17 protein-coding genes are annotated in these 14249 nt (G+C 34.5%); 3 read left to right on the top strand and 14 right to left on the bottom strand.

Translation table 11 applies throughout. The annotated features are described in order from the left end of the window. From ACMHJ2_RS04700 to ACMHJ2_RS04680, 5 genes are read right to left on the bottom strand one after another with little or no spacing between them, the layout of a single operon-like run. Positions 1-1011, bottom strand: coding sequence for an AAA family ATPase (locus ACMHJ2_RS04700; protein WP_413511806.1), 1011 nt, complete (start codon positions 1009-1011; stop codon positions 1-3). A gap of 6 nt (positions 1012-1017) precedes the next feature. Then, complete coding sequence (locus ACMHJ2_RS04695) at positions 1018-2232, bottom strand: DUF4350 domain-containing protein (RefSeq protein ID WP_413511805.1); 1215 nt, start codon at positions 2230-2232, stop codon at positions 1018-1020. Then, positions 2229-3047 carry a hypothetical protein gene (locus ACMHJ2_RS04690; RefSeq protein WP_413511804.1) on the bottom strand — a complete coding sequence of 273 codons (819 nt, stop codon included), beginning with the start codon at positions 3045-3047 and terminating at the stop codon, positions 2229-2231. The genes ACMHJ2_RS04695 and ACMHJ2_RS04690 overlap by 4 nt, the downstream gene beginning before the upstream one ends. After that, on the bottom strand, positions 3040-3990 hold the full coding sequence (locus tag ACMHJ2_RS04685; RefSeq protein WP_413511803.1) for a hypothetical protein: 951 nt from the start codon (positions 3988-3990) through the stop codon (positions 3040-3042). Before ACMHJ2_RS04685 ends, ACMHJ2_RS04690 begins: the two co-directional genes overlap by 8 nt. Before the next feature lie 9 nt (positions 3991-3999). Further along, positions 4000-4965: a stage II sporulation protein M gene (locus ACMHJ2_RS04680; protein WP_413511802.1), complete on the bottom strand. Its 966-nt coding sequence runs from the start codon at positions 4963-4965 to the stop codon at positions 4000-4002. A 26-nt stretch (positions 4966-4991) separates the two neighbouring features. On the opposite strand from ACMHJ2_RS04680, the gene ACMHJ2_RS04675 reads away from it, so the two are divergent. Both ACMHJ2_RS04675 and ACMHJ2_RS04670 read left to right on the top strand, forming a co-directional pair. Beyond that, positions 4992-5735: an RDD family protein gene (locus ACMHJ2_RS04675; protein WP_413511801.1), complete on the top strand. Its 744-nt coding sequence runs from the start codon at positions 4992-4994 to the stop codon at positions 5733-5735. Between the two features lie 14 nt (positions 5736-5749). Continuing rightward, a complete protein-coding gene (locus ACMHJ2_RS04670) occupies positions 5750-6373 on the top strand; it encodes a trimeric intracellular cation channel family protein (RefSeq protein ID WP_413511800.1) in 624 nt (207 codons plus the stop codon). Positions 6374-6466: 93 nt separating this feature from the next. Here ACMHJ2_RS04670 and ACMHJ2_RS04665 read toward each other — a convergent pair whose 3' ends face one another. The 4 genes from ACMHJ2_RS04665 to ACMHJ2_RS04650 are packed head-to-tail and all read right to left on the bottom strand — an operon-like array spanning position 6467 to position 8877. Continuing rightward, entirely contained in the window at positions 6467-7003 is a 537-nt protein-coding gene (locus ACMHJ2_RS04665; RefSeq protein ID WP_413511799.1) for a mechanosensitive ion channel domain-containing protein, read from the bottom strand. A gap of 2 nt (positions 7004-7005) precedes the next feature. Next, a complete protein-coding gene (locus ACMHJ2_RS04660) occupies positions 7006-7593 on the bottom strand; it encodes a Maf family nucleotide pyrophosphatase (protein ID WP_413511798.1) in 588 nt (195 codons plus the stop codon). 10 nt (positions 7594-7603) lie between these two features. Beyond that, on the bottom strand, positions 7604-8131 hold the full coding sequence (locus ACMHJ2_RS04655) for a KdsC family phosphatase (RefSeq protein ID WP_413511797.1): 528 nt from the start codon (positions 8129-8131) through the stop codon (positions 7604-7606). Then, entirely contained in the window at positions 8131-8877 is a 747-nt protein-coding gene (locus tag ACMHJ2_RS04650; protein WP_413511796.1) for a Rossmann-like and DUF2520 domain-containing protein, read from the bottom strand. Before ACMHJ2_RS04650 ends, ACMHJ2_RS04655 begins: the two co-directional genes overlap by 1 nt. 58 nt (positions 8878-8935) lie before the next feature. Between ACMHJ2_RS04650 and ACMHJ2_RS04645 the strand changes: the two genes are divergently transcribed. Beyond that, on the top strand, positions 8936-9310 hold the full coding sequence (locus ACMHJ2_RS04645; protein WP_413511795.1) for a group III truncated hemoglobin: 375 nt from the start codon (positions 8936-8938) through the stop codon (positions 9308-9310). A gap of 35 nt (positions 9311-9345) precedes the next feature. On the opposite strand, the gene ACMHJ2_RS04640 is transcribed toward ACMHJ2_RS04645, so the two are convergent. From ACMHJ2_RS04640 to ACMHJ2_RS04620, 5 genes are all read right to left on the bottom strand, one after another. Next, positions 9346-9771, bottom strand: coding sequence for a DUF1456 family protein (locus tag ACMHJ2_RS04640; protein WP_413511794.1), 426 nt, complete (start codon positions 9769-9771; stop codon positions 9346-9348). 8 nt (positions 9772-9779) lie between these two features. Continuing rightward, positions 9780-11765: an excinuclease ABC subunit UvrB gene (uvrB, locus tag ACMHJ2_RS04635; RefSeq protein WP_413511793.1), complete on the bottom strand. Its 1986-nt coding sequence runs from the start codon at positions 11763-11765 to the stop codon at positions 9780-9782. 90 nt (positions 11766-11855) lie between these two features. After that, on the bottom strand, positions 11856-13073 hold the full coding sequence (locus ACMHJ2_RS04630) for an OmpA family protein (RefSeq protein WP_413511792.1): 1218 nt from the start codon (positions 13071-13073) through the stop codon (positions 11856-11858). Positions 13074-13294: 221 nt separating this feature from the next. Beyond that, on the bottom strand, positions 13295-13579 hold the full coding sequence (locus ACMHJ2_RS04625) for a DUF3817 domain-containing protein (protein ID WP_413511791.1): 285 nt from the start codon (positions 13577-13579) through the stop codon (positions 13295-13297). Positions 13580-13702: 123 nt separating this feature from the next. After that, positions 13703-14068 (bottom strand): hypothetical protein, encoded by a 366-nt coding sequence (locus ACMHJ2_RS04620; RefSeq protein WP_413511790.1) that lies wholly within the window; start codon positions 14066-14068, stop codon positions 13703-13705. Between the last annotated feature and the right edge of the window lie 181 nt (positions 14069-14249).

Raw genomic sequence — 14249 nt, 5'->3', positions numbered from 1 at the left:
TTATCTCGGAATATCTATCGTTTCTACGATTTGTTGAATAATATCTTTGGCAGTAACCCCTTCCATTTCACGTTCTGGAGCTACAATAACTCGGTGGATTAATACAGGATAGATGGCTTCTTTAATATCTTCGGGTGTAACGAAATCGCGATTGTTAAGCGCTGCATATCCTTTAGCTGCATTTAAAATCGCAATGGACGCACGTGGAGAAGCTCCTAAATAAAGCAACGGATTTGTACGGGTATTGTGAACAATTTTTGCGATGTATTCCATCACTTTTTCCTCTACAACAATTTGTTTGATCAATTTTTGAAAAGCGACAATCTCACTAGGTGTAATCACTTTTTCAATCTGTTCGGTTTTTTTCTGCCCTAAAAAGGTATGTTCTTTTTCCAAAATATGAATTTCTTCTTCTAGTGTAGGATATTCCACTTCAATTTTGAATAAAAAACGATCTAATTGAGCTTCAGGCAAACGATAGGTACCCTCTTGTTCAATTGGATTTTGAGTAGCAATAACCAAAAAAGGGAAATCCATTTGAAACTGTAGGTTATCAATAGTAATTTGTCTTTCTTCCATCACTTCAAACAAAGCTGCTTGGGTTTTTGCAGGTGCTCGATTGATTTCATCTATGAGAACGAGATTGGCAAAAATAGGTCCTTTCTTAAATTCAAAAGCCGAAGTCTGACTATTTAAAATGGAAGTCCCCAATATATCAGAAGGCATTAAATCAGGTGTGAATTGAATGCGACTATAGGTCGTATCAATCGTTTGAGATAAAACTTTTGCCGTTAGTGTTTTAGCAACACCAGGAACCCCTTCTAAGAGGATATGTCCATTGGCTAAAAGTGCAACTAGTAATTGATCAATGGTTTTGTGTTGTCCTACAATTACTTTGTTTATTTCTTGCTTTATAGCAGCTATTTTTTCGATTAAAGGAGCTAAATCCAATCTAGATTCAAAAGCTAAATTATCCGTAGACAAAGGTGTGTTTTCTGTTGTATTTTCCATCGTATTTTAATCTAATATTTTCTGTGTTACTTGGTGTAGTTTGACCAAGTCTTCCTGTGTTGCTAAAAAGGTTGATTTTCTAAACGCATTGACCATGTTGACAAAAGCGAGAATATCTTCTTTGTTTTTATGGGTTTTTACATGATAGTTATGCACAAAGTTTTCATCTAATACTGCAGTATCTATATGATATTCTCTTCTCATTTTTTCTAAGGTATAAATAATACTCTTATGCATTAAATCGTTATAATCTTTGGTTTGAATATATAAGTTAGCTACCGTTTTCGTAAATTGTACTGTCGTATTTTTTAGGGGTTTAATCAAGGGAATGATGCGTTGTTTTCGTTTTGCAGTAAATAAAGCAAATATCAACAAACCTAGTAAAAAGAAATACCAAGCCCAGGTTAAGGCAGCATGGCTAAAAACAAAACGCAAGATAGAATTGCTTTCTTTGCTGGGGTTTAAAGAGGCGACATGTAGATACGTTTGTTGTTTTTCGGGTAAATAGGAAAAAACACTCTCCGCATACAAGTGATTGTTGCTTTTTAGCAAATAGTAATTGGTAAAAATAATAGGGGTAGTACCATATATTAATTGACCTTTGCCTTGTTTTACTCGAACTAAATTTACTTGTTTTAACGTATCTTCAACTGTTTTATAACCTAATATCTCAAGGTTGTTTTTTAAACTATCTATAATTTCAAGCCCTGTAGGATAAGGTTCATTTTTTATCCTAAATTTCTGCTTCGTCAACTTTGGGTTTGTGAGTTCTAAAACGGTATTTGGTTCAGGAGTAAAGGCAAAATCAAAAAGATAAGGTTCATTTTTTAAACCAAAAACCTCTAAAAATGGATCAGTTGAACTGGCAGTTAAGATTAGAGCCGTATTTCCTGCTTCCAAATACACTTTGAGATAATCAGCCGTATACTGATCCAAATCTGCATAATCTGCAGTTAGTAAAATAAGTGTACTCGGTTGAAGAGTATCATAGTTTTTATTCGATAAAAAATTGTACAGCGAATTGGAGAAACGCGTAATCGTATCCGTGCCTATTACTGGGCCTATTTCTTGATCTAGAATGTATAGACCGTATGGATTCTTGTCTTTGTTATTATAGCTTTCATACCAACTGACAGGTTTTTCCTTTCCACTTTCATATATGAAAACGAACGTTACTAAAACCAATAAGGCAAGGCCAAACTTTTTGAAAGAATTGTTCATGATTTACTTGGTTTTAGTTTTAAATCGAAAGCGTTTTTCGCTTTAAAAAAATCGACTTCGGTTAGCTCATATTCGCCATACCAAATGTTGTTATATAGATAAGAAAGATAGGAAAAGTCTTCCTTTTCATTTTTCTCTTTGAGCTCATAACTATAATCTGCATTTGTTTTTTCAGGTGTCCAGAGTATTTTATCCTGTTCGTGAAGGCGTTGTAACAACCATAAATAATACATGCGAATGGCAAGGCGATATTGTTTTTGAGCAATTGAATTGTTTATAATTGATTCAAAGTCAGTTGTTTTAAAATCTTCAACAGTAAGTTCTTCAAAAGCTTGGATTTTTTTTCCTTTCTTTTTGACAAGCCAATAGATGTCTTTTTGGATAAAAGCTTTAATCAGATAAAAAGCAATAAACCCAAACAAAAGAAATCCAAGTACACGCAAAAGGATCACATAATAAAAATGATCTAATTCTTCGCCTATTTTCTGCGTAAAGTTGCGCCGGAACCATTCATTTATGGCTTGTTTAATGTTTTGAAAAAGGCCTGTTTTTTGTTGAACTTCTTCATAGACAAAGCCTTCTTTTCCTTTGTATTTATCTTTAAATTTTGTTTCGAATTTTCTATTGTGAACTTCACTTTCAGTATCTTGTAAAAGATACAGCGCATCTGCTGCAACAACTTTTACAGCTGTTTCAGATGAACTTACTTCTATTTCGAGCGTATCATCGTCTTCTTCTGTTGCTTCTTGTGCTTGTAGGTTTGACGTGATAATGAACAGTAATAGGAAGTACACAAAAGTGCGGTGTTTATTCATTATTTGACCCAATACTGTCAATTTTGCTTTTAGTAAAACGGTTTTCAACTTTTTCTCTTTCGCTATAATAGATAATTCCTTGGTTGATAAACATGATGTTTTGAGCAAATGTGGCCAATAGAATATACACAAAGTAGAGTAAAACAACCCCCCAAGTAATTGCAGAAACCATCATCGAATTTTCTAGGTTTTCAGTATCAAATAAAACACTTCCACCTAGAATAACGAATTGAATAAGCATAGAAGGAATTAAAGTGATAAGGGTAGTAACCATATAAAAGATAAAAGTATTTCCAATGATAGACCAAAAATTATAGCGTACAAAGCGGATTGCAGTCCCATAGGCTTGAAAGAAACCTACATTTTTTGTCAGATATTCATAGTAAGCCAAAGTTAATACAGCATACATAGTTGGTATCATTAATAGTAAAATAGGGATCCCTATCAGTATAAAGACTAAGAGAGTTGATACGAAGGCCAAAATTAGAATAAGAGGTAAAATCAAAAAGGTTGTGCCTAACCCAAATACGATGATAGCTCCTAATTTTTCCATGATTTGTTTGCCTATTGTACTCTGATCTGCCTGACCAGGTTCAGTCTCTGCCATATTCTTCAAGTAGAGGGCAGGAAAGGAATAACAGACGATTCCCAGGATTATACCCACTACAAAAATACCCAATAGGGCTAGTATAGCTAGGCCTAAATGCTCTTCAAATAGTGTTTTAAAGATTAGATCAGGATCAGTTACTCTTTGATAATTCGCAGATACAGCGGTTGAAATCCCCATATCTGCAAGGAGATAAATAAAAATAAGCACTAAAAATAGGGGAATTCCACACAACTTAAAGAAGTGTTTGAAATAGTTCTTCCCTTCTAATTTTAAGAAGGTAAAGGTGTCACTAACTAGTGAACTAAAGTCGCGTTTTTGAAATAATAAAAACATAGCAATTGTTTAGGTAAGATTTAATTTTTTAGCAAGTCGCTTCGGATAGATGAAGAAATAAAAAAAGATAAGACTGAAGGTGCTTAAGATAATCAGGTAATTCACGACATCGGGCATTTCTTTGGCATATCTAGTAATATATCCTTCTATAAATCCGGCAAAAATAGTAAAGGGTATGGTTGCAATAAATATGGTTAAAGCATCTTTAAAACCAATTTTAAGCGAATTCATACGAGAAAGTGTTTGTGGGAAGAGTAAACTTGCGCCTAAGATAAATCCGGCAAAAGCCTCTACGATCATCGCTGTTATTTCTAGCGCACCGTGTAACCAAATACCTCTCACACTATCCATAAAAGCATTTTCATTGACGAAGAGGTACTGAAAGGTACCCAACATAATTCCATTGTACAAAAGAAAGAGCAAGGTTCCCAAGCCAGCTGTTAAACCAAATAAAAAGAAACGCAAACCAACGTAGAGGTTATTCGCAGTAATGCCAATAAAACTTCCCCAATTGCTTCCCGATTTATAAATAGCCATAGCATCGTCATTTTTAATGTTGGTAAGCGTTGAGTTGACATAGTGATCTCCCAGTACATTACGCGTAAAATCAGGGTCATAATGCGTGGAAAGAATGCCAATAGCCACGAAGATAAAAAAGACGAGGAGTGTAAAATTTAATTTGCGTTTATGCCGGTGAACGGTCAAAGGAACATCCCAGAGAAAAAAGCGTTTGATTTTGCTTTCTTCAATTCGTTTTGTTTTATATATTTTTTGGTACGTTTGAATCGCCAAACTGTTTAAATATTGTGTAATTTTGCTGTTTGGATAAAAAGTTTTGGCATATGCTAAATCGTTCATAATTTGCATATACAATTCAGCAAGATAATCTGGTTTTTGCATTTGAGAAGCATAAAGGGCCTTTTCGTAAGAAAGCCAGAGCGCTTTGTTTTTTTTGATAAATGCAACTTCTCTCATTATGTGATTAGTTAATAAATATAGATATGGCTAAATTAACAATAAATACGACACAAAACATAGAAATAGAATTTAAAGCGGCCTCTTTGGGTGAGCGTATTTTAGCTTTTGGCTTAGATATGATATTTAAAATTCTCTATCTCCTTGTATTTTATTATATAGATAGCATACTTCATATCGCTAAACATTTTACGAGTGATTTGTGGTCTATCAATGCCTTTTGGATTTTAGTTTTTATCCCAATTATCTTTTATAGCTTATTTTTTGAAATTGTTTTGCAAGGATCATCTCCTGGGAAAAAAATCTTGGGAATTAAGGTGATTAAAATTGATGGGTACCAAGCCACAGTGGTGGATTATTTTGTACGTTGGATTCTCCGTGTTCTCGATATTATGGTTGGCAGTGGAATCATTGCGGTGTTTAGTATCATTTTTACCCAAAATAGCCAGCGATTAGGCGATATTTTTGCTGGAACGACCGTTATTTCCACAAAGAATAAAATGAGCTTATCTACCACTATCTTTCAAGAAGTGGAACAAGAATATATTCCCTTATTGCCTCAAGTTATTCGCTTATCAGATGCTGATATAGGTGTTGTAAAAGAGGTTTACTTAAGATACAGAGGGAGTAAAGACTTTTCTTTGATCAAAGCGTTAGCGCATAAATTAGAAACCGAAATGGGAATAGACCGAAGGAATCTAGCGTTGAACAATCAAGAATTTGTTGAATTAGTTTTAAAGGATTACAGCCATTATACAGGCAAAGAATAATTTAGTTTTTTTTCATGTTTAGTTTTTTTGAGATTTTAGATTTGCTCGGAACCTTGGCCTTTGCCATTTCCGGAGCATTAGCAGGGCGCGAACGCAAGTTAGATTTATTTGGGATGGTTATCTTGGCATTTGCTACAGCTATCGGAGGTGGTACTATACGCGATGTCATGATTGGCATCAGTCCGGTCACTTGGTTGACAAATCTCAATTATTTTTATGTCACTTTTTTAGGCGTTATTCTGGCTCTTGTATTTTATAAACGCTTCAATTTTTTGCGCTATTCCTTATTTCTATTTGATACCATTGGTATTGCTGTGTTTACTTTAATCGGTATAGAGAAGGGGATGGCTGTAGGCCTACACCCTGTATTTTGCGTTACCTTGGGTACAATTACGGCTTGTTTTGGTGGGGTTATTCGCGATATTTTAGCAAACCAAATACCGATTATCTTCAAGAAGGAAATCTATGCAACGGCGTGTATTTTTGGAGGAAGTGTTTATTATGTCTTGCATCATTTCCAGGTGAATAAAGAAGTGATGTACATCACTACAGCGGGAATCATTATTGTTATTCGTTTGTTTGCTGTACGATACAAATGGAGTTTGCCTTTTGCCCATGACGGTGAAGGTAAAGAATAGAAAATAATATGGCTATTTAATGTATCTGTTGTGGTACAGTATTTCTAACTAAAAAGAGGAAGTTTTCAACCTATTGAAAACTTCCTCTTTTCCTTATTCTTGTAGTGTATTTTTAGTATGAGTATCAAAGTGATCGGGACTGAGAATAACGATTCCCTTTTGCAAGAGAAGGTTATTGGGATAGGAAATCTGCTCGCCATCCTTCGTACTTAATAAAATATAAAAAGCTTTGATATCCATAATCCTTGCTTCTGTAGGAAAATCTTTATCTTGAATGCGAATGATGTCTCCAATTCTAAAAGGAAAAGAGAAGAAGAGGAGGATGCCTGCTGTAATATTACTCAGCAAAGACCACTGCGCAAACATAGCTACACCGATAACTGTAAAAACTGAAGTTAACGTCAGCAATACATTGTCTTTTTCAACCCCCCATATGGTGAAGATGATTACCAATAAAAGGATAATTAAAAGTAAATTGAACAAGCGTATGACTACAGCTTCTCGTCCTTCTTTCATTTCTGATTTCTTAGAAAAAGAATGGATGATACTGGTCGTAATCTTGCGTGCTATAAAATAAATAAGTACTGCAATAACTGTAATTGCAACTTGTAACAAATATCCTTCAGGCATTTTCATTCGTTAATAAACTGTATTAATTCTTCCATTAATTCGGTAGTTGGTAAGCCAACAATATTGGTATACGATCCGTTGATCTTTTTAATTCCCACAAGGCCAATCCATTCTTGAATTCCATACGCACCTGCTTTGTCGTAGGGTTTATAAGTATCGATGTAATAACTAATCTCTTCTGTAGTTAATACGTTGAAATGCACTTCGGTTATCGCGTGAAAAACATGCTCTTTTTGTGTTGTTTTAAGGCAAATAGAAGTAATAACTTCGTGCATCTTGCCCGATAAGCTTTGAAGCATTTCTATCGCTTCTTGTCTATCTGCAGGCTTGCCTAGTGATTTTCCTTCGTTCCAAACTGTGGTATCACTAGTGATTAAAATTTCTTTATCGTGTGTTAACACAATAGAAGACGCTTTTAGTTTAGCAATGTAATCTGTGATTTGTTCTCTTTGGAGTTCACTTGGATAGATTTCTTCAATATCAGAAGCTCTAACCACAAAAGATAGACCTAAATCAGTCAAAAATTGCTTTCTTCGAGGAGAATTAGAACCTAATATGAGGTCGTATTCGTTTAATACTGGATAGGGCATAGTTTCTCTCTTAGTCGAATTTAGCATCAAAATGTTGAAACCATTTTTGTTGGGTTTTCATCACTTGTTCAATTACTTCTCTAACTGCACCTTCACCGCCATTTTTATGGGAGATATATCTTGAAATACCCTTAATTTCTGGTGACGCATCTTGAGGAGCCGTAGGAAGACCTACTTGTTGCATCACGTGATAGTCCGGAATATCATCCCCCATGTATAGAATTTCGTCTGCTTGAAGCTGGTGATCCGCACAGTATTTTTTAAATATCTCCACTTTATTAGAAACGCTCAAATAAATATCTTTTACCCCTAGATTCATTAATCGGGTTTTGACTCCTTCATTACTTCCTCCAGAAATGATACATACTCGATATCCGTTTTCTAAAGCAGCTTTGATAGCATATCCATCTTTAATGCTCATGATTCTTAATAAATCTCCGTTATTGGTAACATGAACTTTCCCATCGGTTAACACACCATCTACATCAAAAATAAATGTAGTGATATCGTTCATTATTTCTTTAAAGTGTTTAGACATTATCTATTTTGTATTGATTGTGTAATAAGTTGATAGATTTCTTTTTTAGTTGAATCGGTTAACATATCCAGATGTTGCTGGATTGTATTTTGATCTCCACGTGATGCAGGTCCTGTTTGGGCATCTAAGGGAGATAAATGCATGATTTTATTAGCCGTTTCCAGAATTAAGGGTTTTAAAATCTCAAAAGGCACTTGGTATTCTTTGCAAATATCTTCTCCAAGGGTAAACAGGTGATTGGAAAAATTATTGACAAATACAGCGGCTAAATGAATTGCTTTTCGTTGTTCTGATGAAATTTTGTAAACGCGTTCAGAGAAACCAATGGCAAATTTTTCTAGCAGTTGAAAGTCATCCCAATTATTCGCTTCAATACAGAAGGGAATAGAGGAGAAGTCCACCTCTTTATCTTTAGAAAAAGATTGTAGCATATACATTACACCACGTCGCTGTAGGTTAATAGCAGACATGGGTAGGGTTCCAGACGTGTGCACAACAAATTGATTGGGAATTTGAATGGCCTTTGAAACTTCTTCAATAGCAAGGTCACTTACTGCAATAATAAAAATATCCGCGGGTTGTAATTTTTTGATATCATTTACAACCATACTATCCGGAACCACGTCTAGAACTGAATTGGTATTTCTTGCGTATATTTGCTGTAGTTTTAACTGGTCACTCTCTAATATGTTTAATATCAGATGATGGGCAACCTTTCCTGAGCCTAAAATTGTTATTGTAACCATAAGGTAAAGATAAAGATTTTAGCGGTAAAGCCTTGGGATTTAAAAAGAAATAATTACCATGAGTAAAGATATAGAGCATTTAGAAGATATTCAATTATTGGTCAATACGTTTTATGGAAGAGTACAACAGGATGATTTAATAGGTCCCCTATTTAACGAGCGCTTAGAAGGCAAATGGGACATGCACCTAGAGAAAATGTATGCCTTTTGGCAAACGGTTTTATTGGAAGAACATACGTATTCAGGAAGGCCTTTTCCTCCCCATGCCCAACTTCCAGTTGATGCGAGTCATTTTGAACGTTGGAAAAGTATTTTTAATCAAACGGTTGATGAGCTATTTGAAGGAAAAATAGCAGCGGATGCCAAATGGCGTGCGGAGCGAATGGCTACTCTTTTTTTAAGTAAAATCGAGTATTTTAGAGGTGAGAGGTGAGAAGTGACTTCTCACCATTCACTTCTCACCATTCTCTACTTTTTCTTTCCGTTGTTAAACTTGACATTCCCAAGTATGTTCTTAGGTTTGTCACTTTTAGAAAAGGGTTTTTTACTAGCACCAGATCCTGCTGGTTTTGGTTTGCTTGTATATTTTTTTTGCTCTTTGGGTCCGTCAGTTTTGACTTTTGGTACAAAGTTTTCTTTGTTTTTTTGTAAAATATCCATTGGATTTTTAGGCTCTTCTTTGGTTCCTCTAAGATAAATTACGAGTCCATTCAAAAAGTTTCTCAAAATTTGATCGCCACATTCCATGTATTTAGGGTGGTCTTCAGTTCTAAAAAAGTTGCCCAATTCCCCTTTGGAAATTCTAAAATCTACTAATTCTAGAATCTCTACGATTTGTTCGTCTCTTAGTTGTAAAGCAACTCTCAGTTTCTTTAAAATATCGTTATTTGTCATGTGAAAACTTATAATTTATCTTTTAATATTTTGATTTCATCTCGTAATTGGGCGGCTAACATAAAATTTAAATCCATAGCTGCCTTTTCCATTTCTTTGCGTTTGGTGTTGATTAGCTTTTGAATTTCTTCTTTAGAGCGGTATTTTACTTGCTCTTCAGCTACTTTTTTACCTTGTTCAGCGAGTAGTTCATTATAGGAAGGTTTGACTAGTTCATTGCCTATTTTTTTATTTAATCCTGTAGGTGTAATATGGTGCTTCGTATTGTAACTGATTTGTTTACTGCGTCTGTAATTGGTCTCATCGATGGTTTTTTGCATGCTAGCGGTAATCTTATCTCCATACATAATAGCCTTACCATTAACGTTTCTAGCGGCTCTACCTACCGTTTGGGTAAGGGAACGATGGCTACGTAGAAAACCTTCTTTATCTGCATCTAAAATAGCAACAAGAGAAACTTCAGGTAAATCTAATCCTTCACGTAGAAGATTCACACCAATAAGTACATCGAATAATCCCTTTCTCAAATCTTGCATGATTTCTACGCGTTCAAGTGTATCAACATCCGAGTGAATATAGCGACAACGAATAGCCATTTTAGTGAAATATTTAGCTAGTTCTTCCGCCATTCTTTTGGTTAAGGTAGTCACTAACGTTCGTTCATCGACATCCACACGTTGTTGAATTTCTTCAATTAGATCGTCAATTTGATTTTCAGTAGGACGCACTTCAATGATAGGGTCTAATAAGCCAGTCGGTCGAATTAATTGTTCTACGATAACTCCCTCACTTTTTTGTAACTCATAATCCGCAGGAGTAGCCGATACATAGATAACTTGATTTTGCATGGTTTCAAATTCCTCAAACTTTAACGGACGGTTATCCATGGCAGCGGGAAGTCTAAAGCCGTATTCTACTAAATTTTCCTTTCTCGATCGGTCACCACCATACATGGCATGAACTTGAGAAATAGTAACGTGACTTTCATCTACGATCATTAGGTAATCATCAGCAAAATAATCTAGAAGACAAAAAGGACGGGTTCCTGGAGCTCTACCATCTAAATAACGAGAATAGTTCTCAATTCCAGAACAATAGCCCAATTCTTTCATCATTTCCAAATCAAAATTTGTTCTTTCTTCTAATCGTTTTGCTTCGAGATGTTTGCCGATTTCTTTGAAATAGGTAATTTGCTTCTCTAAATCTTGTTGTATTTCCCAGATTGCATTGTTTAATACATCGGGGGATGTTACAAACATATTAGCGGGGTATATATTTAATCGAGTAAATTTTTCTAGGACTTGTGCTGTTGTTGGATCAAAAACCTCAATAGCTTCAATCTCGTCTCCAAAAAAGTGAATGCGATACGGATTATCAGCATAACTTGGAAAAACTTCAATTGTATCTCCTTTGATTCTAAAAGATCCAGGTGAAAAGTCCGCTTCTGTTCTCGCATACAAACTTTGAACTAAGCGATGGAGTACTTGGGTTCGGCTGATTTGTTGATCAAGCTCAAGCTCAATTACATTCTTTTGAAATTCAACGGGGTTTCCAATCCCGTATAAACAGGAAACGGAAGCGACAACTAAAACATCCCGACGACCCGAAAGTAGTGTAGAAGACGTGCTTAAACGCAGTTTTTCTAGTTCTTCATTAATGGATAAATCTTTTTCAATATATTGTCCTGTAACAGGAATAAAGGCCTCTGGTTGGTAATAATCATAATAAGAAACGAAATATTCTACCGCATTATTAGGAAAAAAACTTTTGAATTCAGAGTATAATTGAGCGGCTAAAGTTTTGTTATGCGCTAGAACTAAAGTAGGTTTTTGCACTTCTTGAATTACATTAGCAACCGTAAATGTTTTACCCGATCCAGTAACTCCTACAAGAGTTTGATATTTCTGATTGTCCAATATACCTTGTGTCAATTGGCTAATTGCCTGGGGTTGATCGCCGGTAGGACTATAATCAGATTTTAAATCAAATTTCATACATACTTATTTAAACACAAAGGTACCTATTTAAACAAAAAAAAGCACAAGCATAAGCTTGTGCTTTTTAATATAATTAGTAAAATCTAATTAGTTTACTTTGAATATTGCTCTTCTAGCAACATTTTTAGCTTGTGATGCATCGATACCATTACCTTTAGCAGTAATTTTACCTGCAGGAATTCCAGCTTTAATTAAAAGATCTCTTACTGCATTTGCACGTTTTTGAGATAATTTTTGGTTATAGTCTTTGTTTCCTGTTGAATCAGCATATCCGCTAACTTCTAATGAAGCTGAAGGGAAGTTTTTCATGTAAGATACGATGAAGTTAACACCTTCTAAAGTTGTAGGTTCTGCTTTATCGAAGTCAAAATTAACAGCTACGTACCCTTTGTTGATTAATTCTTTAACCAATGCAGCGTCGTCAGCAGTCATTTTCTCTGTATTTCCATATTTTTCTTGGAAATAAGCCTCGATGTTATCCGCGATACCATTGTTATTTTTATCAATGTTTCTTCCTCTTGAATCAACTAAAGCTCCAGCAGGTGTATTAGGCTCTAAGTCTAAATAATCTGCTACTCCGTCGTTGTCAGAATCAACTAACATAGATTCGATTTGATCTAATCTGTTAGCTAAAGCATTGATTTCATTTTTAGATTGAGATTCTTCAGAATACCAGTCAGCATGTTGACCGTGTTTCCCTAAATAAATAGAGATACCCATCGATGCATTGAACATTGTTCCTTGGAATACAGCACGGTTTGTTGCAGAAGCACCATCCCATGTTCTATCTTGTTGTGTATTTTGAATTACTGTAAAGTCAGCATTTAAAGCTACTCTAGAGTGTAATTTAACTTGTCCTGTTAAACCAGCCATTAAGTGACCCATTTTGTCAGAACCAGAGAAATTATCTCCGTTTAACCAAGAGTACCCTCCACCTGCGTGAACTTGTAATCCAAAGGTGTTTGTCCAGTTTTCAAAGCTTAGAACTCTACCTAAGTTGATAACTCCTTCTAAACTTGTTCTGTAATAATCACTTTCAGCTTTTAAATTGCTATTTGTCCAGCTATCGATTTTATCATAACCAAACGAAGCTTTAACACCTATTTTGTTGTTGATGCTATATCTAACACCACCATCTAAATGTAAGTTTTCGAATGTTTCAGCACTATATCCTGAACTTAATGTTCTCGCTGGTTTCGCAAGACCTGCATTTAAATCAACTGACCACTTATTGTAAGGTTTGTCTTGAGCACTAGCACAAAAACCTACTGTAAGCGCTAATAAAGATAATGTGATTTTTTTCATAATTTAATTTTTACTTTCACTTGTCAGCTATCGAAATAGCTATTATTGTTTCGTTTACGAGGCAAATATACTATAAAGTTTTTAAATATGCATTTTTTGCACAAAAAATCCAGTATTTTATACTAATACTGAATTGTATAAAATCAATCAGTTCCGTTTAATATTTATATTACTATTGTATTTTTCTGTTAAGATTGCAAAAAATTTATTTTTTGACTCATTTAGTAACTAATTCCTTTTTTTAATTTTTTCTCTATAACAAATGTTCCGAATGGGATTATTGACGCAATACACACAAAAAGCAAGGTTTTGTTCGACCATTTTAAGTCATTTTTAATCAAAAAGGCAATAACGATATAAGCGATGAATAGTATTCCATGTGCCATACCCACTTTTTGAACCAGGAAAGGACTGTCCCAAATATACTTTAGTGGCATTGCAATAAACAATAAGAGAAGTAGTGATACTCCTTCTAAGAAAGCTGTAATCCTAAATAGGTTAACCATAATTTTGAGTCTTAAATTTGAAGGAGCTAAAATAGGGTTAATGTCGATTATTTCAAATAATTAAGGTAGGATTAATGCTAAAATAATCATAAAAAAAGGCCTAGTTCAACTAGGCCTTAAGTGTTACGCTAAAAGTTTAGCGTTATATTCTTTTAAATCTGAAAGATTGTGTTTATTCGTTGGATCTTTGAAAAGAGACAATAAGTATTGTAAACTTTCAATATCATTTTGTACTTGAACAGAAGCATCTTCCGTTGATTCCAATTCTTCAATCGGCTCGTCATTTGGAATAGCAATGAAAAAACCATTGTTATTTTCAATGTGTTCATACGTAAGTCTAATCGCTTTTACTAAAGTAGGAACTTCTTCTAGTAAGGCATATTCTCTTAATTTCTTAAGGTTTGGAACGATTTGATCCACAACAAGACCATTTGTAACTAAATCAGATTGTATTAACTTAATTAGTTTAATTGCGTTTGCGTTTTCCACAGTATTAAATTTTGGGTATTATTAATTGTAGCACAAAAATAAACTTTTTAATAGTTTTCCAAATAGAAAAGTTCATTTAATTTTTTCCCTTTAACGCTTTTTAGCTTGTTCTATCTCTCTTACAAGGAGGTAGAGCGTTTTTTATTTTTTTAAATAGCTATTGAAGTAGGTATTTCGACCT

The sequence above is a fragment of the Myroides odoratus genome, from assembly GCF_965118575.1.
Classification (GTDB): Bacteria; Bacteroidota; Bacteroidia; order Flavobacteriales; family Flavobacteriaceae; genus Flavobacterium; species Flavobacterium odoratum_B.
The sequence above is the reverse complement of the archived record's forward strand: the minus strand, read 5'-3'. Positions and strand labels throughout refer to the sequence as shown.

Coding starts and splice junctions, on each gene's coding strand:
- ACMHJ2_RS04700 (WP_413511806.1), bottom strand. CDS start 1,011: ATGGAAAATACAACAGAAAACACACCTTTGTCTACGGATAATTTAGCT.
- ACMHJ2_RS04695 (WP_413511805.1), bottom strand. CDS start 2,232: ATGAACAATTCTTTCAAAAAGTTTGGCCTTGCCTTATTGGTTTTAGTA.
- ACMHJ2_RS04690 (WP_413511804.1), bottom strand. CDS start 3,047: ATGAATAAACACCGCACTTTTGTGTACTTCCTATTACTGTTCATTATC.
- ACMHJ2_RS04685 (WP_413511803.1), bottom strand. CDS start 3,990: ATGTTTTTATTATTTCAAAAACGCGACTTTAGTTCACTAGTTAGTGAC.
- ACMHJ2_RS04680 (WP_413511802.1), bottom strand. CDS start 4,965: ATGAGAGAAGTTGCATTTATCAAAAAAAACAAAGCGCTCTGGCTTTCT.
- ACMHJ2_RS04675 (WP_413511801.1), top strand. CDS start 4,992: ATGGCTAAATTAACAATAAATACGACACAAAACATAGAAATAGAATTT.
- ACMHJ2_RS04670 (WP_413511800.1), top strand. CDS start 5,750: ATGTTTAGTTTTTTTGAGATTTTAGATTTGCTCGGAACCTTGGCCTTT.
- ACMHJ2_RS04665 (WP_413511799.1), bottom strand. CDS start 7,003: ATGCCTGAAGGATATTTGTTACAAGTTGCAATTACAGTTATTGCAGTA.
- ACMHJ2_RS04660 (WP_413511798.1), bottom strand. CDS start 7,593: ATGCCCTATCCAGTATTAAACGAATACGACCTCATATTAGGTTCTAAT.
- ACMHJ2_RS04655 (WP_413511797.1), bottom strand. CDS start 8,131: ATGTCTAAACACTTTAAAGAAATAATGAACGATATCACTACATTTATT.
- ACMHJ2_RS04650 (WP_413511796.1), bottom strand. CDS start 8,877: ATGGTTACAATAACAATTTTAGGCTCAGGAAAGGTTGCCCATCATCTG.
- ACMHJ2_RS04645 (WP_413511795.1), top strand. CDS start 8,936: ATGAGTAAAGATATAGAGCATTTAGAAGATATTCAATTATTGGTCAAT.
- ACMHJ2_RS04640 (WP_413511794.1), bottom strand. CDS start 9,771: ATGACAAATAACGATATTTTAAAGAAACTGAGAGTTGCTTTACAACTA.
- uvrB (WP_413511793.1), bottom strand. CDS start 11,765: ATGAAATTTGATTTAAAATCTGATTATAGTCCTACCGGCGATCAACCC.
- ACMHJ2_RS04630 (WP_413511792.1), bottom strand. CDS start 13,073: ATGAAAAAAATCACATTATCTTTATTAGCGCTTACAGTAGGTTTTTGT.
- ACMHJ2_RS04625 (WP_413511791.1), bottom strand. CDS start 13,579: ATGGTTAACCTATTTAGGATTACAGCTTTCTTAGAAGGAGTATCACTA.